The following is a 21,917-nucleotide window of genomic DNA, read 5'->3' on the forward strand; positions in this document are numbered from 1 at the left end:
TCACATTAGACTGTTTTTCCGACGGATATGGGCAGGGCAGATCGCTCCGGGCCAGGCGTGCGAAGGACTGCGGGGGCTGACCGCGTGCCTGGTTTTCAGCATTTGAGTGTTGGCCTGCCAGGCGCTCAGTCGTTGCTGAAGCTGCGCAGGATCTCGAATTCGGTGCCGTCGGCCCGGGCGAGGTAGGTCGGCCCTCTTGCCACGCCGTTGCGCACCGTGGTGACCCCACGGGGGCTTTCAAAGGTCAGGCCCTCGAAGGCTTGCGAGAGGATGTCGAGATCGAGTGATTTTGCGCGTGCCGTCAAAGCACCGAAGAACCGCAAGCCCTCGTAGCAGGCTTCGCTGAGCACGCCCTGCACAGGCGCGGTCACGCCGAAGGCGTCACGATAGCGCTTGAGGAAGTTGCGGTTTTCCGGCGTTTCCAATGCGCTGAAATAGCCGGCAGCGCAGAACAGGTTCTCAGTGTTCTCCGCGCCAATGGCCATCAGCGTGTTTTCTTCAATGGCGCCAGACAGCCTGATGATGCGACGCGACAGACCACGTTCTGCAAACATGCGGTTGAACGGCACGCATTCCGACCCGACCAGCGAGAGGAAGACGATATCGGGATTGGCCGCCTCGATCTGGTCGATGAGATGGGTGGTGTCATGGCCAAGACCGACATATTCGTCGCCAACGACTTCGCCGCCGCGTCTGGCGACGAAGTCGCGGACCCAATTGTGGGAGGCGCGTGGCCAGACATAGTCGTTGCCTGCCAGGAACCAGCGGCGGGAGTTATGCTGCTCCATGAAATGACTGACCGGGCCGGCAAACTGGCGTTCCGGCACTTCGCCGATGCTGAAGACCTGTTCAGTTTCTGTGCCGCCCTCAAACAGGGGCGCGAAGACATAAGGTACCCGGCCGGCAAGGGCGCGAGCGAGTTCAACCCGGACGGACGAGAGATGCACCCCCACCAGGGCGTCCGCGCCCTGCCGTTCGATGAGGTCGCGGGCCCGCTCTACCACTGCTTGAGGACTGCCGCCGGCATCGGCAGCGAGCAACTCGATCTGTCGCCCCAAAATGCCGCCAGTTTCATTGAGTTCAGCAGCGGCGAGTACTGCACTGTACTGGCAGGAGGGCCCCCATATCGCATCGGCACCCTGGAATGGCACAAGAAGGCCTATGCGGATCGGTCCCTTATGTCGCGGGCTTGGCCCACGCCCTCCCGTTCGCTGCAAAATCAGTGTATCCAGCAGCGCAATAGAACGCCTGCGCGCTTGTGGGCGTGCGCGCATCAAGATACGATTTTTAGTCTCGACCAGAGCGAAATCGAGCGTCACGGTAGTCTCCCTTTTCGTCCACGCTCCACCCCAGACCACAAGTTCCGCAACCTGCGGATTGTGATTTTTTTCTTTTCGTTGTTGTCGGTCTATGCGACATGTTAGAAGCACTATATATATAGTTTCCGATTAAACAATTGCTGATTAAAGAATCATGGCTGACCGCTCTCTGAACGATCATCTTTCGCACCTGTTGGCACAAGCCAACAGGCATCTGAGCCGGCAACTGACGGCGGAAGGGGTGTCTCTGGATCAGTGGCGGCTGATGAAGGTTCTGTCCGAAGTCGGTGGTCTTCCGATGGGCAAGCTTGCCGAAGAACTGGCGCTCAATCTGCCGACGCTGACGAAGCTTGTTGATCGTATGGTTCACGATGCGCTGGTCTACCGCGTGCCCGATCCTGCCGATCGCCGCAAAGTGCGAATGTTCCTCTCCGACAAAGGTGCTTCAATGCTCGCAACCCAGAACAAACGGGTTGAGGAGCACGAAGCAAAGGTGGAGGACAATTATGGCAATGAAGATGCGCAACGTCTGAAGGCCATGCTCGAGACTTTCATCAAGCAGATCGTCTGAAAGAGTTGATGCTTCGTTAGGAGTCGCGCATAGTGGAGATTAGAGCCGTAAACGGCTTTTGAACGCAAAATGTTACAAGTCTCTGTGGTCTCAGGCTGCTGATTTCCACTGAGAGCTGACCCGGCGTTTCCACCGAGAACTGACCCGCCCTTTATGCATGTTTCGGGTCTGTAGCTGGGTCAAGCTCCTGCCTTTCTCCTTTTTGGTTTTGGCTTCATGCGCCGAACTATTCTTGAAGCGGAAGCGTCGTTTCCGGTTTCGAGGATGTGGCAGTGGTGGGTAAGCCGGTCGAGCAGCGCAGTGGAAATCAACAACATATCGAATCTCATGCGTCTGAACCCCGGCGTCTGCTGAATGCCGAAGAGAACGGATTCCACATTCAATGACGAACCCATATTCGGAAATCGGATAGGGCATCTCTATCAGTAAAATAGCCAGAATCTATTGTTAAATAGCTGAAAATATTTGTATTTCCTATTTGTAGAAAAAGCATTCTCAAATATTTGAGGAAATTTCCAATGGCCGAAGCACAAATACGAATTCTCGACGCCCAGGCCACGGGCGTACGTCTTCCTTTCGGTGAGCTGGTCGCCACGTTGAGGCGGGCCTTCGCCGAGGGCTGTGTCGTGCCTGTCAGACATCACCACACGATTGCCAACGACGGCGAACCGGATGCGACGCTACTTTTGATGCCCGCTTGGCATGAAACGCACCGATCGGAACGCTATCTGGGCATCAAGATCGTGACGGTGTTTCCCGGGAATACGTCGCGGAATCTGCCCGGCCTGACCTCGACCTATATGCTCTACGACGGGCACACTGGTACACAGCTTGCGCTTCTCGATGGCAATACGATCACGTCGCGCCGGACGGTTGCTGCATCGGCGCTGGCCGCCGACTATCTTGCCCGCAAGGATGCCCGCAGACTGCTGGTGGTTGGCGCCGGCCGCGTGGCAAGCCTCATTCCCGATGCCTATCGGGCGGTGCGACAGATCGAACAGATCGACATTTGGGATATCGATGCAGCCAGTGCGGCGAGACTGGTGCAAAACCTTGAGCGGCAGGGGCTGAAGGCGTCGGTCGCCGCCAATCTCGAGGCTGCGGTAGGCGCCGCCGATATCGTCAGTGCCGCCACGCTGGCCACCGTGCCGCTCATCAGGGGCGAATGGCTACGACCAGGCACGCATGTTGATCTCATCGGCGGCTTCACCCCGGCAATGCGCGAGGTCGATGACGAGGCAGTGCGGCGGTCTTCGGTCTATATAGACACCCACGAAGCTCTGCATGAAGCGGGCGATCTGGTCCAGCCGATCGGGGCCGGTATATTTTCGAAGGATCTGGTACGTGCGACGCTTGATGAGCTGTGCCGCAACGATGTTCCTGCGCGCACGTCGGATAGCGAGATCACACTCTACAAGGCGGTCGGAACGGCCTTGGCGGATCTTGCTGCTGCGACGATGGTGTATGAAGCGTCTTCGATCTCCTGATCGGCGAAGGCGATTTGGAGGTTGAGAATGCCAAGAGAAGTCATCGATGTCCCCGTCATATCCGAAGCCATCCGACGACTTGGCGCCCCGACATCCGCAGCCGTCCGTTTCGGCGATTTGGTGATGACCTGCGGCATGCCGCCGATCGACCCGGCAACCGGTGAAATCGTCGAGGGCGACATTCGCGCCCAGACACGGGCAGTGCTCGAGGCGTTGCGTGTCACGCTCGAACATGCCGGATCATCGCTGGACAAGGTGATCAAGGCGACGGTCTACGTGACGGATCCCGACCTGATGGCGGACGTCAACGAAATCTATCGCGTTTATTTTCACGACGGATTTCCGGCGCGAACGTCGGCGGCAATCAAGCCGTGGCCGTTGCCGTTCGACATCGAGATCGAGTGCGTTGCTGCAACATAAGCGACGCCATTCCAAAATCCCCAATCGCTACCGGTTGCTGGCCGCGGTCGGTGAGCCGTAGATTGCCGCTAGCGTCTCTCCTGCATCGATCCGGGCAACAATGCCGGGCTCGCTAGCCTGGATGACGAGAGCTTCCCGCGCAGCCGCCAACGCCTCATGCGGCGATGCGACGTAAACGCCGTTCTCGTCGGCAAGAACAATGTCGCCCGGCCGAACCCGCACGCCCGCACAGTGGATCTCACAACCAACAGTTCCGCCACCCCGTATCTTCGTTGTCAGCGGCGAGCGCCCGCGGCACCAGACCGGCAGACCCATCGCACGAATTGCACCGACATCCGTCACGTAGCCGTCAACGACCACGCCGACGATGCCGGCAGCACGGGCCGCCGCGGTCATGACAGCACCCCAGCAGGCGTGCCGGTCGTCATCCAGCCGCTCGATGACCAGAACGTCGCCCGGCCGCGCCTCGGACACCGCGCGAGAGAGAGCACCGCCATCGTCGTCAGGCAGGCTCACCGTATGCGCTCGGCCGACAATCCTCACGTCATCGATCAGGCATTGAACTTGCGGTGCCATGAACCCTTCGCTGCTGAAATGGCCGATCGTTGCGGTCTCCACATCCGCGAGCAATTGCAGGGCTTCGCTGATGGTCGTGGAATCGTTCACAATACTCTCCTCATGGAAGGGGCGCCGGCTCATGATGGCCGGCGCCGCTATTGGTTTGTCTTCAAACGGTCAGTGGGACTTGCTCAGGTCCTTCTTGATCGTTTCCGTCAATGCCAGCAGCGCGACGCCCGACAACACGGCCGTTCCGATCATGTACCAGGCGACCGACGATCCTGTGCCGGTCGCCGACAGGAGCCAGGTCGTGATAATCGGCGTCAGGGCGCTGCCCAGCACGCCTGAGAGCATGTAGCTGATCGAAAGGCCGGAATATCGAACCTTGGTGCCGAAGAGTTCAGCAAGGAAGGTAGCGATCGGACCATAGTTCGCCGCAAAGGCGGTCATCATCAGCAGGTAGGCGAGAAGGGCGCCGGCAAAGGTCTGCGTGTCCATGAGCCAGAACATCGGGAATGCAACCAACGCTTCGGCGATGATGCCGCCAAGGATAACCGGCCGGCGGCCGATGCGATCCGAGAGCCAACCGAACAGCGGCAAAAGAACGATGCAGGCCGCGCAGGCAATGAGAACGATCACCAGCATTTCGCTGCGGGTGATGTTCAGAGCCTGGGTGCCGTAGGTCAGGCCGAATGCGACCATCAGATTGAATGACGAGCCTGTCGACATCGTCGCGACACCACCTAAAATCACGGTCTTCCAGGATTTCTTGAAAAGCTCGAAAAACGGGACCTTGACGGTCGCGGATTCGGTCTTGACCTTCGCGAAGGAGGGTGTTTCGGCGGTGTTCAGCCGAACATAGGCGCCCACAGCGACAAGCAGAATGCTGGCAAGGAACGGTATCCGCCAACCCCATGACACCAGGTCTTCGCTCGGCATGACCGCGGCAATCACAAGGAAGACGAGGTTTGCGATCAGCGTGCCGGCAGGCACGCCGATCTGTACCCAGGAACCATAAACGCCGCGCTTGTCTGCGGGTGCATGCTCCACGGACATCAACACCGCGCCGCCCCACTCACCGCCAAGGGCAAGGCCCTGCATCACACGCAGCGAGAGTAGAAGGATCGGCGCCCAGATACCGATACTTTCGTAATTCGGCAGAAGACCGATCGCGAAAGTCGCGACACCCATCATGACGAGCGAGAAGAGGAGCATGGACTTGCGGCCCAGCCGGTCGCCGAAATGGCCGAACAGGGCTGCGCCGACGATGCGTGCGAGATAGGCCGAGGCAAACGTTCCGAAGGCAAGCAGCGTGCCCACCAAAGCGTCGAAGCTCGGGAAAAACACCTTGTTGAAGACGAGCGCGGACGCCGTTGCGAAAACGAAAAGGTCGTACCACTCGACGGTGGTCCCGATGACGCTTGCGACAGCGATCCTTTTCATGCTGACGGGAGCTTTCTCCATTCCTGGAGCAGCGGTTAGTTGCATTTCATGTGCCACGATAGTTCCTTTCCGATACCATGAGGGGGTCCTCAGCAGTGTGTAGGGGTTTCGCGGCACCGGCCTTTGCAAGCACGCAACGATCGGCAGCCGGAAACGTCGTCCCTGCCATGCCGGAGCGAGATGTTTCGTCGCCGTCCCTGGGAGAATGAACCAGCTTGCGGCAAGTCCGCAGCCAGCCTTCTGAAGGCCGCTTTTGGCAATATGGCGGTTTTCATCTCCCATCGACGGCGTCGCGACGCTTCCATAAGCCACCTTACGGAGGCCCAGAAGGCGTGGCCCGGCTGTAACGGATCCCCTTTTTTTCGAAAGCATGCCCATCGAACCGCGGTGCGACAAATAGAAAATACGGATGTCATTCATAGTGTGAGGTGATGGAAGTATTAATGGAATATTTGTTGTGCATGCCGCCCATTTAATTTGCGAACGATTGTTCGTCTCTTGAGCAGTCAGGAATTGTCACAATAGCTAAAGTGACGCCCCCGGTGGCTAATGCATGTCGTCCAAAAGTGTGCAGCGGCTTTGGGGCAGAGACATGCATAAAAACAAATACTTAAAGCTGTTGCGTGAATCCCTTTTCACGCAACATGCTTTAAGCTTTCCCACCACGGCAGAGGATTGTGCCAGATGACCGGGTATCAATCATGGGCCTCTTCGGGAAATTCGGCGATTTGCCCGTTGCTGAAGCTGACTGGCGTATTTTGTGGCAGCTCCGGACGTGCCGAACGAATACTAAGCATTGCTTATATCTATTTCTTCCCGGCGATCTTTTAGAGTATCCAACTTGCAATCCTTCGTCGAGGCGGCAACTGGTGGCTTCCAGTCACCATTGCGGTAAGGCGGCTAGGAATTGTGAAAGCTGATGCGAAGAAGTGAGCCGTTCTATGATCCGTCAAACCAATATCCGTCCCGACATTGCAAGGCTGTGGTCGACTCTTATGCGGTCGGCAGAGATCGGCAAAACGCCTGGAGGCGGGCTGAAGCGTCTGGCACTGTCAGACGAAGACACCCTAATGCGCCAGCAGTTCATCGACTGGTGCGAAGAGGCGGGATGTTCCGTTCGCATCGATCCGATCGGCAACATCTTTGCCGAACGCGCCGGAACGGACGCGGATGCCAAGCCCATTCTGGTCGGCAGTCATCTCGATACCCAGGTCAGGGGCGGGCGTTTCGACGGCATACTCGGCGTTCTCGCCGGGCTTGAGATCGTGCGCACACTCAACGATCACAATCTCTCGACCCGTCACCCGATTACAGTCGTCAACTGGACCAATGAAGAGGGTGCCCGTTTCGAGCCGCCGATGATCGGCTCGGCCATCTTCACGGGGCAGAAGTCGCCGGAGTTTGCCTATTCCCGCCTGGACAAGGACGGCATTTCTCTCGGCGAAGCCCTATGCAAGACCGGATTCAAAGGTGAGGAAACCGTCTCGGCAAACCAGTTTGACAGTCTTTTCGAATTGCATATCGAGCAAGGGCCTCGGCTTGACGATGCCAAACTTCAAGTTGGCGTCGTCACCGGCGCATTCGGGGTTCGCGGTTTCGTCATCGAGGTCTTTGGCGAGACGGGCCATGTCGGACCCACCCCGATGCCGGCACGCCGCAACGCTTTGGTCGGCGCTGCCCATGTAACGCTGGCCATCGACGCGATCGGTTGGGCGCATCAGCAGACAGGTGGCAAGTCGACGACAATGCGCATCCGGGCCGAGCCCAATCTTCTCGGCGCACTTCCCGACTATGTCGAGATGACCTGCGACATGCGCCATCCCGACGAAGCCGTCGTGATCGGGATGCTGGACGCATTCAAGGCGCAGATCCCGGAACTGGAGGCGCGTTCACGCTGCCGGATCGTCGTCAAGGAAGGCTGGTCCTACGGCGGAATGCGTTTCGATGCGGAATGCGTGGATCTGGTCCGTACCTCTGCAAAGGATTTCGGCTATTCGACACTCGAGCTTCAGACGGAGGCCGGGCATGATGCGATGCATGTCGCCGATTACTTGCCCACCGCGATGATCTTCACGCCCTGCGAAGGCGGGCTGTCGCACAACGAGGCGGAAAACGTGACGCTTGCCGACATCGAGCCGGGCGTCAACGTGTTACTTCAGGCGGTTTTGAGCCGCGCGAACCGGGTTTGAACGGGCGCCGGCTTACGCCGGAGCGTCTGACGGCTGTTGCTGGGCATCGAACAAAGCGGTGTTGAAGATGTCCAGGAACGCCTTTTCGGCGGCGCCGAGTTCCATGTCGGGGTTCGTCACCAGATAGACATCGGCGCCAAGGCTGCCGTTAAGCGTCGGGATCAGCCAGAGTTGCTCCGGGTCCACGACGCATTTGGCGGTATCAATCGGTAATATGCCGATTCCCAACCCGGCTGCGATCAGCCTGCGGACTTCTTCAAGATTGGGGCTGCTTCCCACGGTCCATGTTCCGAGCCCGGCTCCATCGCGCAACGCGATCATTGGCTCCAGTGCGCCGCCTTCCTGACTGCAGGCAAAGGCGATAAAGGCTTCCTGCCGCAATTCATCGAGCGTGACGTCCGTGCGTCCGTGCATAGGATGGGTCGCGCCGCAATAGATGCCAAACTCCTCACGCATCAGGAAGCGGCAGTCGAGGGCGGCGAGCGGTTTTGGCAGAAGGCAAAAGCCGAACGGCGTTTGCTTCTGCGCAATGGCGCGGACGATATCCTGGCTGTTTGCAACGTCAATTCGAACACTGACGGATGGATGTCTCCGGCGCATTTGACGGAGCGCTTGATCCAGCCCGGGCATGGCCACATGCGTGACGATTTGAATCCTGATCTGGCCCGTGAGGTCGTCTTCATCCGCCGATAGCTTTTCGCCTATACGCTCGACTCGGCGGAAGATCTCCATGCATTCCTGGCGGAGCATTTCGCCATGGTTCGTCAGTATAAAGCGGCGGCTGTCTCGCTGAATGAGCTGACATCCAAGTGTTTCTTCCAGTTTTTGAAGCGCAGCGGTAACCGAAGGCTGGCGGACAAGCAGCTTATCGGCAGCCTTGGTGATGCTGCGCTCCTCAACGATAACAAGAAATGTCCTCAGTAGGTTCCAGTTAAGGTTGTGAATTCGGGGGTAGCGCGTGGCCAATAAAAATACTCCCAGTCAATGCGTTGCCGACATATTGCCGAACCCGGCCGACAAAGACAATGAAGGACGCCTGTCGCGTCCGATCGGTCCCTGGCGCGACGTCATTCGGCAAGCGGACCGCCCATGATCTCGCTGCTCATGCATTGTGCCGAATGGTCAATATATAGGCGCATACTATCGTTGCACAAACTATTCTCAATATTCATTTTAACTATTAGACGGATTTTCATTATCAGCCTAACCTTTCAAAGGTGGCAGCCAAGGCACAGCAGTGCATAGGACTGCAAACCGAGCGAAGCACTCTGATATGTGCCTTGCAAACTGGCCGCAAACTACTGCTGCCTAAAAAAACAGTGAGGGGTCCTCTAATGCGAAAATACGCGAAACATTTCCTTGGCCTTGCGGGCTTGCTGACCGTCGCCTTGACGTCGGTCGCGCATGCGCAGGACACGCCGGCCAAAGGCGGCACGCTGAACATGATCCTCCAGCCGGAGCCGCCGATGCTGATGCTCGGACTGAACTCGCAGGGGCCGACGATTTTCGCCGGCGGGCAGATTTACCAGAGCCTTCTGAGCTATGCGAAGGACCTGACGCCGCAGCCGTCGCTGGCCAAGACCTGGGAGGTTTCCGCCGATGGCCTCACCTATACCTTCACCCTGCAGGACAATGTGAAATGGCATGACGGCAAGCCTTTTACGGCCGGCGACGTGGTCTTCACCGCCGACAAGTTCCTCCGCGAGGCGCATCCGCGCTGGCGCTATATCGCCAACACCTATGTCGAATCGATCACCGCGCCGGCCGCCAATCAGGTCGTCTTCAAGCTGAAGACGCCGTTCTCCGCCTTCCTCTATGCCTTCGAGGTCAGTTCGTTCCCGGTCGTGCCGAAGCATATCTATGACGGAACCGACTACCGCACCAATCCGGCCAACCAGACGCCGATCGGCACAGGCCCGTTCAAGTTCAAGGAATGGCAGCGCGGCTCCTACGTCCATCTCGTCAGGAACGAAGACTACTGGAAACCCGGCAAGCCGCTTCTCGATGATCTCTATTTCCGCATCATTCCCGATTCCGCATCGCGCGCGGTGGCCTTCGAGCAGGGCACCGTGGACGTGCTGCGCGGCGGCGATGTCGAAGGCTTCGAGGTTCGGCGTCTTGCCAAGCTGCCGGATGTCGAAACGACGACGGACGGCTGGGAAATGTATTCGCCGCTCTCCTTCATGCTGATGAACCTGCGCAAGGCGCCATTCGACAACAAGCTTGTGCGCCAGGCGGTCATGCATGCGATCGACCGGAATTTCGTCGCCAAGACGGTGTTCTTCGGGCAGGGCATTCCCGCCACCGGGCCGTTGGCATCGACCACCCAGTTCTACACCAAAGACACCCCGACCTATACGTTCGACATCGAGAAGGCCAAGGCGCTGATCGCCGAATCGGGCGTCAATGTGGGCGCCGAGCCGATCCGGCTGATGCCGATGCCCTATGGTTCGCAGTGGGATCGCCTTGCTGAATACATGAAGCAGCAGCTCGAGCAAGTTGGTTTCCAGGTGGCGATCCAGTCTGTCGACGCCGGCGGCTGGTCGCAGGCGCTGTCCGACTGGAATTTCGACCTCTCCTTCAACTTCACCTATCAGTACGGCCACCCGGCCCTCGGCGTCGCACGTCACTATCTTTCCGCCAACATCATCAAGGGCACGCCCTTCGCCAACAATGAGGGCTACTCCAACCCGAAGGTCGATGAACTGCTGGCGGCAGGCGCCTCGGCGGTGAAGCCGGAGGACGCCGCCGCTGCCTATGCCGAAATGCAGAAAATCGCCACCGACGACGTGGCGCTCGGCTGGATGCTCGAAATGAAGAACACGACGATCAGCAAGTCCAAGGTCAAGGGCCTCGTGCGTTCCGCCATCGGCCTCAACGAGGCGCTCGAAGAGGCGTGGATCGCCAAGTAACGCCCGATCGCACATGGACGGGAACAGCCTTGGCTGTCCCGTCTCTTTCCCCGCCGGCGCGGAGTTAGGGATAGTCGGCGGCTGCCTTTCAGACGTGTTCGATGCCAGGAGAAATGCTTTGAATACCTTGGATTTTTTCTTTCAACGACTGATGAAGGCGGTTTTCGTCGTTCTCGGCGTCGTCGTGCTGAACTTTCTCCTCATCCATCTGGCGCCGGGCGATCCGGCGGCGGTGCTGGCGGGCGAGGCGGGTGCGGGCGACGAGAAGTTTCTCGCGCAACTGCGTGCCCAGTTCGGTCTGGATCAGCCGCTCTACTGGCAGCTCTGGGCTTATCTGAAAGGGGTACTGACCGGCGATCTCGGGTTTTCCTACCGCAACCATCTGCCGGTGGCGCAGCTCATCCTCGAACGGTTACCAGCGACCCTGCTTCTGACCGTCTGCGCCTTCATCTTTTCTCTCGTCCTCGGCATCGTGCTCGGCGTGATCGCCGCCTATCGCCGCGGCAGCGCCGTCGATACGCTGATCATGACCGGCGCCCTGATTTTCTACGCGACGCCGCTCTTCTGGGTGGCGCTGATGGCGGTGCTGGTGTTTTCCATCAACCTCGGCTGGCTGCCGCCCTTCGACATGGAGAGCATTGGCGCGAATTACACCGGCTGGGCGCGCGTCGTCGATATCGCCCATCATCTGGTGTTGCCGACGGTGACGCTCGGGCTGTTCTTCACGGCGGTCTATACGCGTCTGACGCGGGCTTCTATGCTCGAAGTCATGAACCTCGATTTCGTCAAGACCGCGCGCGCCAAGGGCGTGCCAAAGGCGAAGATCATCCGCCGGCATGTGTTGCGCAACGCCATCCTGCCGGTTTTCACCTTCGCCAGCATCCAGGCCGGCCAACTCGTTGGCGGTGCGGTGCTGACCGAAACCGTGTTCGCCTGGCCGGGGATCGGGCGTCTGATGTTCGATGCCCTCTTGCAACGCGACTATCCGGTTCTGCTAGGCGTCTTCCTCGTTACCGCCGCAGTCGTCGTCATCGTCAATCTGGTGTCCGATCTCTTGTACCGGCTTGTCGATCCCCGCATCGACGCGACCAGCTAAGGAGAAAATCCGTGAGCTTTTTCAAACGCTACGCCACCAATCTCGGCGCTCTCATCGGACTCGTCGTTCTCGTTCTCTTCGTGTTCGTCGCGCTCTTTGCAAATGTGCTTTTTCCTGTCAGCCCCTGGGAAAGCGTCGGCGATCCGCTGCTCGCACCGCTGGAGGACCCTGCCTACCTGCTCGGAACCGATATGCTCGGTCGTGATATCGCCGCCGGTCTCGCCTATGGCGCGCGCATTTCGCTCCTGATCGGTGTGGTCTCGACGGCCGTTGCCGTGGCGATCGGCGTATCGATCGGTGCGCTGTCAGGCTTCTATGGCGGGCGGGTCGACGACCTTCTGATGCGCCTCACCGAATTTTTCCAGACCATCCCGGCCCTAGCCATGGCGATCGTTCTGGTGGCGATCTTCAATCCGTCGATCACCTCGATCACCATCGCCATTGCCGTTGTCTCCTGGCCGCCGGTGGCGCGTCTGGTGCGCGGCGAATTCATGAGTCTTCGTTCGCGCGAATTTGTGCAGGCGGCGATCGTCATCGGTCAGACGGGGCCGCGTATCATGCTGACGCAGATCCTGCCGAACGCCATCTCCCCCATCGTCGTCACGGCCTCGCTGATGGTGGCGACCGCTATCCTGACGGAAAGCTCGCTGTCCTTCCTCGGGCTCGGCGACCGCAACCTGATGAGCTGGGGCTTCATGATCGGCGCCGCACGCACCATGCTGCGTGAAGCCTGGTGGATGAGCGTCTTTCCCGGTCTCGCCATCCTTCTCACGGTGCTTGCCATCAACCTGATCGGCGAAGGTCTCAACGACGCGATGAACCCGCATTTGCGTGGGCGAAAGGGCTGACATGAACACGGCAAACACCCCTCTTCTGAGCGTGCAGGGCCTGTCCATTCCCCTGCCGAAGAATCTCGACCGGGAATTCGCGGTCGAGACCATCTCCTACGACCTCAATGCCGGAGAAATCCTCTGCGTCGTTGGCGAATCCGGTTCCGGCAAGTCGATGACGGCCAATGCCATCATGGGCCTGCTTCCGAGCTACATGAAACCGTCGGCCGGCCGTATCCTTTTCCGGGGCGAAGATTTGCTGGCTATGAGCGAACCGGCCTTGCAGCGCGAACGCGGCCGCTCCATCGCGATGATCTTCCAGGAGCCGCTTTCGGCGCTCAACCCGCTGATGACGGTGGGCGACCAGATCGCCGAGGTCATGGAAGTTCACAATGTCGGTGACAAGGCATCCCGCGAAAAGCGCGTCCTCGAACTGCTTGAGTATGTCGGTCTTCCCGAGCCGGCGACGCTGCGCCATCAATACCCGTTCCGCCTGTCAGGCGGCCAGCGCCAGCGTGTGATGATCGCCATGGCGCTAGCACTCGAACCGGCCATGCTGATCGCCGACGAGCCGACGACGGCGCTCGACGTGACGACGCAGGCGCAAATCCTCGAACTGATCCGCGGCATCCAGCGCGCCAAGGGCATGGGCGTCCTGTTCGTTACCCATGATTTCGGGGTGGTGGCCGATATTGCCGACCGGGTGGTGGTGATGGAACGTGGCGAGGTTGTCGAGCAAGGCATCGCCGCCGAAGTTCTCAATCATCCGCAACATCCCTATACGCGGCGGTTGATCGCGGCTGTGCCCCATCGCGAAGCGCCGCAGGTCGGGGATGCCGCCCGCGAGGGTGCGCCGCTACTGGAGGTCCGTTCGCTGCGCAAGTCCTACCGCACCGGCGGCGGTTTCTTCTCGAAGCCGCGTGTCGTCGATGCGATCAAGGATCTGAGCCTGACGCTGCATCGCGGCGAGACGCTTGGCATCGTCGGCGAATCCGGCTGCGGCAAGTCAACGCTCGGTCGTTGCCTGCTGAAACTGACGGATGTCGATGGTGGCGAGGTGCTGTTTCGCGGACAGGATATCCTCCCGCTGTCGGCCGGTGCCTTCCGGCCGCTGCGCCGCCACATCCAGATGGTTTTCCAGGACCCCTTCGCCTCGCTCAATCCGCGCCAGACGATCGGCCGGATTCTGACCGACGGTCCGGTCGCGAATGGCGTGCCGCTGGCGCAAGCCAAGAAGAAGGCGCGCGAACTCCTGACGCTGGTGGGGCTCAGCCCGTCCGCCTTCGACCGCTATCCGAACGAATTTTCGGGCGGCCAGCGGCAGCGTGTCGGCATCGCCCGCGCGCTGGCGCTGGAGCCGGAACTGCTGATCGCCGACGAGAGCGTCTCTGCGCTCGACGTTTCGGTGCAGGCGCAGGTGCTGACCTTGCTCAAGGACCTGCAGAAGCGGCTGGGCATCGCCATCCTGTTCATCACCCATGATCTGAGGGTGGCAGCGCAAATCTGCGACCGGATCGCCGTTCTCCACAAGGGCGAGGTTGCCGAAAGCGGCCCTCCCGCCCAGATCCTTGATGCGCCGAAACATCCCTATACGCAACGCCTGATCGCCTCGATCCCCGGCATGGACTGGGATCCGCGCGAAGCGGTGAAGGAATTGACCGAATGAAACTTGAGGCACCGCAAACCCCCGCACGGGCGCTTTCGCCGGAGATCATCGAGCGGCTGAAACAGGTAGTCGGGCCGTCGGGCTGGAGCACGGATCCGGATGTGCTGGAAGCCCATACGGTTGATTGGCTCCGGCAGTTCCGCGGCGCCTCGCCGCTGCTGTTGAAGCCGGCGATGACCGAGGAGGTCGCGGCTATCGTCTCGATCTGTGCCGAGGTCGGTGTCAAGCTGGTGCCGCAGGGCGGCAACACCTCGCTGATGGGCGGTTCGGTGCCATTCGGCACAGGCGACGAGATCGTCGTCAACCTGTCGCGGATGAACAAGGTGCGGGCCGTTGATCCGTTGAACGACACGATCACCGTCGAGGCGGGCTGCATCCTCGCCTCGGTGCAGGCAGAAGCGGAAAAAGCCGGGCGGCTGTTTCCACTGCGGCTGGGAGCCGAGGGCAGTTGCCAGATCGGTGGCAACATCGCCTCCAATGCCGGCGGAACCAACGTTTTGCGTTATGGCAATACGCGCGATCTGGTGCTCGGCCTTGAGGTCGTGCTGCCGGACGGTCGCATCTGGAACGGTCTGCGGGGCTTGCGCAAGGACAATACCGGCTACGACCTCAAGCAGCTCTTCATCGGCAGCGAGGGCACGCTCGGCATCATCACCTCAGCGGTGCTGAAACTCTCTCCGCGACCGGCGTCGGTGGAAACGGCGATCTGCGCGGTCGCCTCGCTCGATGCGGCGCTCGAGCTTCTGGCGCGCTGCAAGGTGCGCACCGGCGGCCAGGTGACCGCCTTTGAATTGCTGCCGCGCATCGGTATCGAGCTGGTGCTGAAACATTTCCCGGCAACCCGGTTTCCGCTCGCCGACCTCTATGACTGGCAGGTTCTCGTGGAGTTCTCGTCCGGCGAGGAGGGCTCGACGTTGCGCGACACGATGGAAGAGGTGCTGGCGGGGGCCTTCGAGGCAGAACTGGTGCTGGATGCTGCCATCGGCGCGTCCGGCGAGCAGAGCAAGGCCTTCTGGCTCATTCGCGAGGGACTGGCCGAGGCCGATGTGCTTGAAGGGGCGTCGATCCATTGCGACGTCGCCGTGCCGCTTTCGGTCATGCCGGATTTCCTGCGGCAAACGACGCAGGCGGTCGAGTGCGCCTGCGTGGGGGCGCGCGTGGTCGCCTTCGGTCACATGGGCGACGGCAATGTGCATTTCGGCATCGTGCAGCCGATGGATGCCTCCGCCGACGCCTTCCACGCCCGCGAACACGAAATCAGTGGAATCGTCCACGACCTGGCGCATCGCTTCGACGGAACGATTTCCGCCGAACATGGCCTCGGCCGGGTCAAGCGCGAGGCTATCCGCACTTACCGTGATGCGGTGGAGCACGACCTGATGGTCGCGGTCAAACAGGCGCTCGATCCGCAAAATATCATGAACCCCGGCAAACTCGTCGATGCCGGTGCGGCTCGTGTCGAGGCATGAATTCGGAGGAAATGCAGTCATGAAAGTTCTGGTCACCGTCAAGCGGGTCGTCGACTACAACGTGAAGATCCGGGTTAAGCCGGATGGTTCGGGTGTCGAGCTTGCCAATGTGAAGATGTCGATGAACCCGTTCGACGAAATCTCCGTCGAGGAAGCCCTGCGGCTGAAGGAAGCCGGCAAGGCGTCGGAAGTCGTTGTCGTCTCCGTCGGACCGGCCAAGGCCGAGGAAACGCTGCGCACGGCGCTGGCCATGGGCGCCGACCGGGCGATCCTGGTCGAGACCGACGATCAAGTCGAGCCGCTCGCCGTTGCCAAGATCGTCAAGGGTGTGGCGGAAGCCGAACAGCCGGGCCTCATCATCGTCGGCAAGCAGGCGATCGACGACGACAGTAACCAGACCGGCCAGATGCTGTCCGCTCTTCTCGGCTGGGCCCAGGGCACGTTCGCCTCGAAGATCGAGATCGGCGACGGCAAGGCTCAGGTGACCCGCGAAGTCGATGGCGGCCTGCAGACCATCGAGATCAAACTTCCAGCAGTTGTCACCACCGATCTGCGCCTGAACGAGCCGCGCTATGCCTCGCTGCCGAACATCATGAAGGCGAAGAAAAAGCCGCTCGACAAGAAGAGCCCGGCCGATTTCGGCGTCGATACGACAGCCCGCCTCAAGGTGCTGAAGACCGAGGAGCCGGAAGGCCGCAAGGCCGGCATCAAGGTCAAGACGGTCGCCGAACTCGTCGACAAGCTGAAAAACGAAGCCGGCGTCCTCTAAAGAACCCAGAACAAGGAGACACATATCATGGCCATTCTTCTTCTGGCTGACCACGACAACGCAACCCTGTCCGACCAGACCGCCAAGACATTGACGGCCGCCCAGAAAATCGGCGGCGACGTGCATGTGCTGGTAGCCGGCAAGGCTGCCCAAGGCGCGGCCGATGCCGCCGCCAAACTGTCCGGCGTATCCAAGGTTCTGCTCGCCGACAGCGATGACCTTGCCAACAATCTCGCCGAACCGCTGGCAGCGCTGATCGTCTCGCTGGCGGGCAGCTACGACACCGTCATCTCGGCCGCCACTTCGGTCGGCAAGAACGTGCTGCCGCGCGTCGCAGCATTGCTCGACATCGCCCAGATCTCCGAGATCACCGAGGTCGTCTCGGCCGACACGTTCAAGCGGCCGATCTATGCCGGCAACGCCATCCAGACGGTGCAGACCAGCGAAGCCAAGAAGGTCATCACCGTGCGCACGGCCTCCTTCGCGTCGGCTGCCGAAGGCGGCTCTGCCTCCGTCGAGACCGTCTCGGCTGCTGCCAATCACGGCCTTTCGACCTTCGTCAAGGACGCGCTGTCCTCGTCGGACCGTCCGGAACTGACCTCTGCCAAGATCATCATCTCCGGCGGCCGGGCGCTCGGCTCGTCGGAAAAGTTCCAAGAGGTCATCCTGCCGGTCGCCGACAAGCTCGGTGCCGCAGTCGGCGCATCGCGCGCTGCGGTCGATGCCGGCTACGCCCCCAACGACTGGCAGGTCGGCCAGACCGGTAAGGTCGTCGCACCTCAACTCTACATCGCGGTCGGCATCTCCGGCGCCATCCAGCACTTGGCCGGCATGACGGACTCGAAGGTCATCGTCGCCATCAACAAGGACGAGGAAGCCCCGATCTTCCAGGTCGCGGATTATGGCCTCGTCGGCGACCTGTTCACCATCCTGCCGGAGTTCGAAAAGGCGCTCTGATGTCTAGGCTTATTCTCCCGATGCGCTGCAGAGCGCCACAGTGACTTCAGGCGTCCGTTTAAAAAGAGGTCCACAGCAGTGCGTGCATTCTATCGCTCCGAACAGGCGCTTCGTCATCCGATCCAGTTCATGCTATGGCAGGATGGTTTCCCCGAAGGACCTGCCAGGACGCACGGAACGGCTGCGTTAGGTCGGAAACGGCCCACCGAAGCCGCGCGCTCTCAGTTTCCAGTTCCTTCCGGCGCTTCACCTGATCGCCCTTCAAGCCACCGTATTCTGATCGCCACCGGTAATATGTTACTTCCGTCACGCCTATCGACCGGATCGCCTCCGCCATCGATCTGCCTTGCGCATTCAACACGTCAACCTGACGTGCTTCGTGACGATCTCTTCCGCCTTGTGCCTTTTCGCTGCCATTTCAATGTCCTTCTTCGTTTCATAAGCCATACTTCAGGAAGGATCACTTTTCAGGGGGCAGACCAGTGAAGATCGTAACACAATTGCACCCGTCATCAGTCCACTGGCTAGAGTGGCTGCGCGATTATGCGGCTGAACTCGTCCAGCTCAAGGGCACATGCCGGGCCTGAAGTATCGGTTCCATAAATAGGCCTATCTCTCAAGTCTACAAGTCATTGATATAATGAACGAACCTACGGCGGTTCGTATCTCGCAAACAGGCCCGAATTTACAAGTCTCCGTGCAGTCAGGCCCCCGCAACCAACGATCCCTGCGATCCACTCAAGCCCTTGCCATGTTGCCGCTGGCAAACCTCAGGGTCGCCGGCAGGTCGCCGCGCAGCAGGGTGTACCGCGCGGAGCCTACGGACCCCGGCTCCACTCTATGCACGGCGATATCAACCAGATCCGCAACGTGATCGCGCTCCTCAAAAAACATCCAACTTCGACAACGCGCTGTCGCCTTAATCTACAGCGAGATGCATGATATCCGGTCATTCTGTTTGCGAGCGGCGGGCGGCTGCTCGGGCTTTGCCAGTTCCTTCAGATCGGGTTCCCCGCAGCGAGCCAACATGATGTCGCGCACCGCATGTCGCACCTTGATCAGGGCACTGAAATCCGAACCCTCTGGCTGCACCGGCTCTGTAATTTCGACGCTCAGCGACGCGCGTCTGGGGAACCATTGACCGCCGCGCAGCATCGCTCGCGTCCCATGGATGACGCCAGGCAGGATGGTGAGACCCGCTTCGGCTGCCACCTTGAACGCGCCAAGATAGAAGCCTGAAAGACCGACCCGCCGCGTGAACGTACCCTCCGGGAAGAAGGCCAGTATGCGGCCTTGCCGCGCCAGGGCGATCAGCGCCGCTGCATCCGCGAGACTGCCAAAGACGTCGTAGCGCTCGACGAACGGAACCCCTAGGCGCCGCAGGAGCAGACCTGCTATCAAGCGCCCGGTCAGTTCCCTCTTGGCGACGAAAGCAGGCTCGCCCGGGAGCACCGCTGAAAGGACGAGGGCGTCAGTGTAGCTGGAATGATTGAAGACCAGGATCGCGCCCCGCTTCGGGATGCGGCCGATGCCGGTGGTTGTAAGGCGCACGCCCATCGCGGCGAGAGCCGAGCGGGAAATGCCTCTGACGGCAGACCATCGCCAGGCAAGGCGCGGGAGAATCAGCACGGCGATGCACCCGAGCAGGAACGCGCTGCCCAGCACCAGCCACCACCAGCCCGCATAGAGGATCTCGGTCGTCAGCCGTAACACCCGCCTCGCCCGCGCGAAGGCTCCGGCCAGCACTAGGCGCAGCACTTGCTGCCAGACGTCGCGTTGGGCCGCGCCGATATGACCGCTCTCGTAGAGTTCCTTGGCCGCGCTGCGGCGGATCTTGCCGCTCGATGTCATCGGAACCGCGTGCCGCGGCGCCAGAATAATATCGTCGGGCGGCGTTCCGGCGATATCGGTCACGACCTCGAGTATGCGTGCGTGCAGCGTCGCCCGAGCATCCGGCTCCGTCTCGCGCGTCTCGGCCAGAACGACAACGCGCTCGGTGCCAGAGGCCTCATCCGTGGTGCCGAACACTGCGACACCGCCCTTGCGGATTCCGGGAATCGTTCCGATCGCCTCCTCGACTTCCTGCGGATAGAGATGGCGGCCGGCGCGGATGATGATGTCCTTCAGGCGGCCGGTGACGAACACGTCCCCTGCCGCCATATAGGCGCGATCCCCGCTGTCGAGCCAGCCGTCACGAAAGAGTTCACGGGTCTTCGTCGTGTTGCGGAAATAGCCGCTCGTGGTGGAGGGGCCGCGAAATTCGAGCCTTCCTTCCCTGCGCTCACCCAGTTCGTGGCCCGCCTCGTCGACGATCCGGATCTCGTGGCCCGGTAGCGGCTGCCCGCAGGCGACGATTTCAAGCGGCCTCGGAGATTCGGATGTCGCCGGCGCCGCAATGCCAGCGGAGCTCAGCCGGGCGCGGTCGACACGATCGATCACGGGCGGGCGCCCGAGCGGGGGGAAAAGCGAGACCGACCGAACTCTCGGCGAGGCCATAGACGGGAGCCATCGCCTGAGCCGAAAGACCGTAGCGGCCAAATCGCGCAATGAAGCGGCGCAGGGTCTGCGCGCTAACTGGCTCGGCACCGTTCGCCACCAGCCGCAACGAGCTGAGGTCGAGCCCGGCGAGATCCGCTTCGTCGATCTTGTTCAGGCACAATTCGAAGCCGAAGTTGGGAGAGGCGGAAAAGGTGGCCCGAAATCGGTGGATCGCCCACAGCCAGGTTTCCGGCCGCACGAGGAAGCTCAGCGGCGACATGGCGTAGAGCGGCGTGGCATAGTGGAGGCACCCCAGCCACGCACCGATGAGCCCCATGTCGTGATAGAGCGGCAGCCAACTAACGAAGACGTCGTCCGAGCTCGCCTGTATGACCCCACCCATGGCGCGGATATTGGCAAGAAGGTTGGCGTGAGTGAGTAAGACGCCCTTCGGGTCGCCGGTGCTGCCGGACGTGTACTGGATGAGGGCGGTGGAATCGGCATCCGCGGACCGGGGCAGGTCCATGTCCGGTGCCGATTTCTCGATATCCTCGACGCTTTCGACCGCGTTCAATGTCTCCACCAGCGCGGCGAACAGCCCTGCGAGCCGCTGTCCCTCCGGCATCGTGACCAGCAGGCACGCGCCGACGTTGCGCAGGATGCCGGTCTGCCGGCGCAGGTGGTCCTCGAGCTGCGACAGCCTCGATGGTGGGTAGATGGGGACAGGAACGGCACCGGCATAAAGAATGCCGAAGAAAGCGACGAAGAAATCGATGCTGGTCGGCAGCATCAGGGCGACCCGGGCCCCGGGCCCGACGTCGCGGGCAATCAGGCCGCACGCAAACTTGCGCGCTCTCGCTGCGAGTTCTCCGTAGGTGAGATTGCCGAGACTCGTCGCCTCGTCTTGCAGCACCGTCACATGTGTCCGGTCGCCGTGCCGCGCGGCATGCCATTCGAGGACTTCGACGAGCGTCCGCGCATCTGTCGCAGCGGGAACGGAAAGAAGTAAGGGAGCCAGTTTCCTTTCAGGAGCGAGACGCTCCCGCGCTGGCCCGGCTTGCTCCAGCGCGCGAAGGAGATCGCCGACCGTTTCGGCCTCGCCGATGGCCCGCGCGAGCAATCTTACGTGGAACGCACGCTCGATCCGCAGGATCAGTTCGGTCCTGCTGAGACTGTCGATCCCCAAATCGCGCACGATCCTGCTCGACGGGATGACGTTGATGAACCTGGCGCGCTGGGGATGCAGTTCGCGCACGAGGTCCGCGACGACCTCGATCAGATCACGCGCGCGCAGTTCCCGTTCCGCACCCATGACGGGCAAATCCGACTGCTGAAATTGCTCCAAATGGACGAAGGATTGAATTCGGTAACGTCTGTTGCCAATACCGATCAAACCCTCGGCCACCCGTTATTCTCGATACGGGTCGCGTCGGCAGTCAAGGGAATTTGACGGCCTCATCGACGCCCCGTGGACATGGAGAACACGCTTTGCCAAGTCCACCCCGATCATCGTATCCTCATTTCGCCGTCCTTTCCGCTTTGTGGCTCATTGACCACATACTTCATGGTACTTTCGCCATCAGGAAGGGCTGCAACCATCCCATCTGCCAGGCGATATTAGTGGGCGAACGTAACGTCTTCCCAATTTCCGGTTGAAATCAGGGATATCTCGGTTAAACTGTTTGGGCACCGAGGAATTACACAAATCCGACTGGCGTCGGAGAGGGTGTATTTTGTCGATCAAGTGGGATGT

Annotated in this window: 18 protein-coding genes and 1 pseudogene; 11 read left to right on the top strand and 8 right to left on the bottom strand. The window is 60.6% G+C overall.

Features of this window, described 5'->3' with window-relative positions; all coding sequences use genetic code 11:
- Positions 1-125: 125 nt before the first annotated feature.
- A complete protein-coding gene (locus tag BC363_RS20225; RefSeq protein ID WP_065783883.1) occupies positions 126-1,319 on the bottom strand; it encodes a substrate-binding domain-containing protein in 1,194 nt (397 codons plus the stop codon).
- Positions 1,320-1,473: 154 nt separating this feature from the next.
- On the opposite strand from BC363_RS20225, the gene BC363_RS20230 reads away from it, so the two are divergent.
- Entirely contained in the window at positions 1,474-1,890 is a 417-nt protein-coding gene (locus BC363_RS20230) for a MarR family transcriptional regulator (RefSeq protein WP_065783887.1), read from the top strand.
- Positions 1,891-2,069: 179 nt separating this feature from the next.
- On the opposite strand, the gene BC363_RS36375 is transcribed toward BC363_RS20230, so the two are convergent.
- The gene (locus tag BC363_RS36375) at positions 2,070-2,285 is read right to left on the bottom strand and encodes an ATP-binding protein (RefSeq protein ID WP_348272168.1); all 216 of its coding nucleotides are present in this window, start codon (positions 2,283-2,285) and stop codon (positions 2,070-2,072) included.
- A gap of 123 nt (positions 2,286-2,408) precedes the next feature.
- Here BC363_RS36375 and BC363_RS20235 point away from each other — a divergent pair, with 123 nt between their 5' ends.
- Complete coding sequence (locus BC363_RS20235; protein ID WP_065783892.1) at positions 2,409-3,377, top strand: ornithine cyclodeaminase family protein; 969 nt, start codon at positions 2,409-2,411, stop codon at positions 3,375-3,377.
- A gap of 27 nt (positions 3,378-3,404) precedes the next feature.
- Positions 3,405-3,797 (top strand): Rid family hydrolase, encoded by a 393-nt coding sequence (locus tag BC363_RS20240; RefSeq protein ID WP_065783893.1) that lies wholly within the window; start codon positions 3,405-3,407, stop codon positions 3,795-3,797.
- 27 nt (positions 3,798-3,824) lie between these two features.
- Here the strand turns inward: BC363_RS20240 and BC363_RS20245 are convergent, their stop codons facing one another.
- Together BC363_RS20245 and BC363_RS20250 are read right to left on the bottom strand one after the other, a co-directional pair.
- A complete protein-coding gene (locus BC363_RS20245) occupies positions 3,825-4,463 on the bottom strand; it encodes an RraA family protein (protein WP_065783895.1) in 639 nt (212 codons plus the stop codon).
- 69 nt (positions 4,464-4,532) lie between these two features.
- The gene (locus BC363_RS20250) at positions 4,533-5,798 is read right to left on the bottom strand and encodes an MFS transporter (RefSeq protein ID WP_202618590.1); all 1,266 of its coding nucleotides are present in this window, start codon (positions 5,796-5,798) and stop codon (positions 4,533-4,535) included.
- Between the two features lie 941 nt (positions 5,799-6,739).
- On the opposite strand from BC363_RS20250, the gene BC363_RS20255 reads away from it, so the two are divergent.
- Entirely contained in the window at positions 6,740-7,987 is a 1,248-nt protein-coding gene (locus BC363_RS20255; protein ID WP_065783897.1) for a Zn-dependent hydrolase, read from the top strand.
- 12 nt (positions 7,988-7,999) lie between these two features.
- Here the strand turns inward: BC363_RS20255 and BC363_RS20260 are convergent, their stop codons facing one another.
- Entirely contained in the window at positions 8,000-8,953 is a 954-nt protein-coding gene (locus BC363_RS20260; protein ID WP_065783899.1) for a LysR family transcriptional regulator, read from the bottom strand.
- A gap of 368 nt (positions 8,954-9,321) precedes the next feature.
- Between BC363_RS20260 and BC363_RS20265 the strand changes: the two genes are divergently transcribed.
- The 7 genes from BC363_RS20265 to BC363_RS20295 all read left to right on the top strand — a co-directional run bounded on the left by BC363_RS20265 (position 9,322) and on the right by BC363_RS20295 (position 17,686).
- On the top strand, positions 9,322-10,899 hold the full coding sequence (locus BC363_RS20265; RefSeq protein WP_065783901.1) for an ABC transporter substrate-binding protein: 1,578 nt from the start codon (positions 9,322-9,324) through the stop codon (positions 10,897-10,899).
- 118 nt (positions 10,900-11,017) lie between these two features.
- Positions 11,018-11,995: an ABC transporter permease gene (locus tag BC363_RS20270; protein WP_141690379.1), complete on the top strand. Its 978-nt coding sequence runs from the start codon at positions 11,018-11,020 to the stop codon at positions 11,993-11,995.
- A gap of 11 nt (positions 11,996-12,006) precedes the next feature.
- On the top strand, positions 12,007-12,843 hold the full coding sequence (locus tag BC363_RS20275) for an ABC transporter permease (RefSeq protein ID WP_065783903.1): 837 nt from the start codon (positions 12,007-12,009) through the stop codon (positions 12,841-12,843).
- A gap of 1 nt (position 12,844) precedes the next feature.
- The gene (locus BC363_RS20280) at positions 12,845-14,491 is read left to right on the top strand and encodes an ABC transporter ATP-binding protein (protein ID WP_065783904.1); all 1,647 of its coding nucleotides are present in this window, start codon (positions 12,845-12,847) and stop codon (positions 14,489-14,491) included.
- Positions 14,488-15,960, top strand: coding sequence for an FAD-binding oxidoreductase (locus BC363_RS20285; protein ID WP_065783906.1), 1,473 nt, complete (start codon positions 14,488-14,490; stop codon positions 15,958-15,960). Before BC363_RS20280 ends, BC363_RS20285 begins: the two co-directional genes overlap by 4 nt.
- A gap of 19 nt (positions 15,961-15,979) precedes the next feature.
- The gene (locus tag BC363_RS20290; protein ID WP_065783934.1) at positions 15,980-16,729 is read left to right on the top strand and encodes an electron transfer flavoprotein subunit beta/FixA family protein; all 750 of its coding nucleotides are present in this window, start codon (positions 15,980-15,982) and stop codon (positions 16,727-16,729) included.
- 27 nt (positions 16,730-16,756) lie between these two features.
- Positions 16,757-17,686 (top strand): electron transfer flavoprotein subunit alpha/FixB family protein, encoded by a 930-nt coding sequence (locus BC363_RS20295; protein ID WP_065783907.1) that lies wholly within the window; start codon positions 16,757-16,759, stop codon positions 17,684-17,686.
- Positions 17,687-17,870: 184 nt separating this feature from the next.
- Here BC363_RS20295 and BC363_RS33645 read toward each other — a convergent pair.
- From BC363_RS33645 to BC363_RS36025, 3 genes and pseudogenes are all read right to left on the bottom strand, one after another.
- Positions 17,871-18,103: pseudogene (locus BC363_RS33645) on the bottom strand (transposase); the annotation flags it as partial.
- Between the two features lie 507 nt (positions 18,104-18,610).
- Positions 18,611-20,125, bottom strand: a complete 1,515-nt coding sequence (locus tag BC363_RS36235) for a 1-acyl-sn-glycerol-3-phosphate acyltransferase (RefSeq protein ID WP_280137942.1) — start codon at positions 20,123-20,125, stop codon at positions 18,611-18,613.
- Positions 20,043-21,569 carry an AMP-binding protein gene (locus tag BC363_RS36025; RefSeq protein ID WP_280137943.1) on the bottom strand — a complete coding sequence of 509 codons (1,527 nt, stop codon included), beginning with the start codon at positions 21,567-21,569 and terminating at the stop codon, positions 20,043-20,045. The genes BC363_RS36235 and BC363_RS36025 overlap by 83 nt, the downstream gene beginning before the upstream one ends.
- Between the last annotated feature and the right edge of the window lie 348 nt (positions 21,570-21,917).

Origin of the sequence: Ensifer sp. LC384 (assembly GCF_001695865.1) — a bacterium.
Taxonomy (GTDB): Bacteria; Pseudomonadota; Alphaproteobacteria; order Rhizobiales; family Rhizobiaceae; genus Ensifer.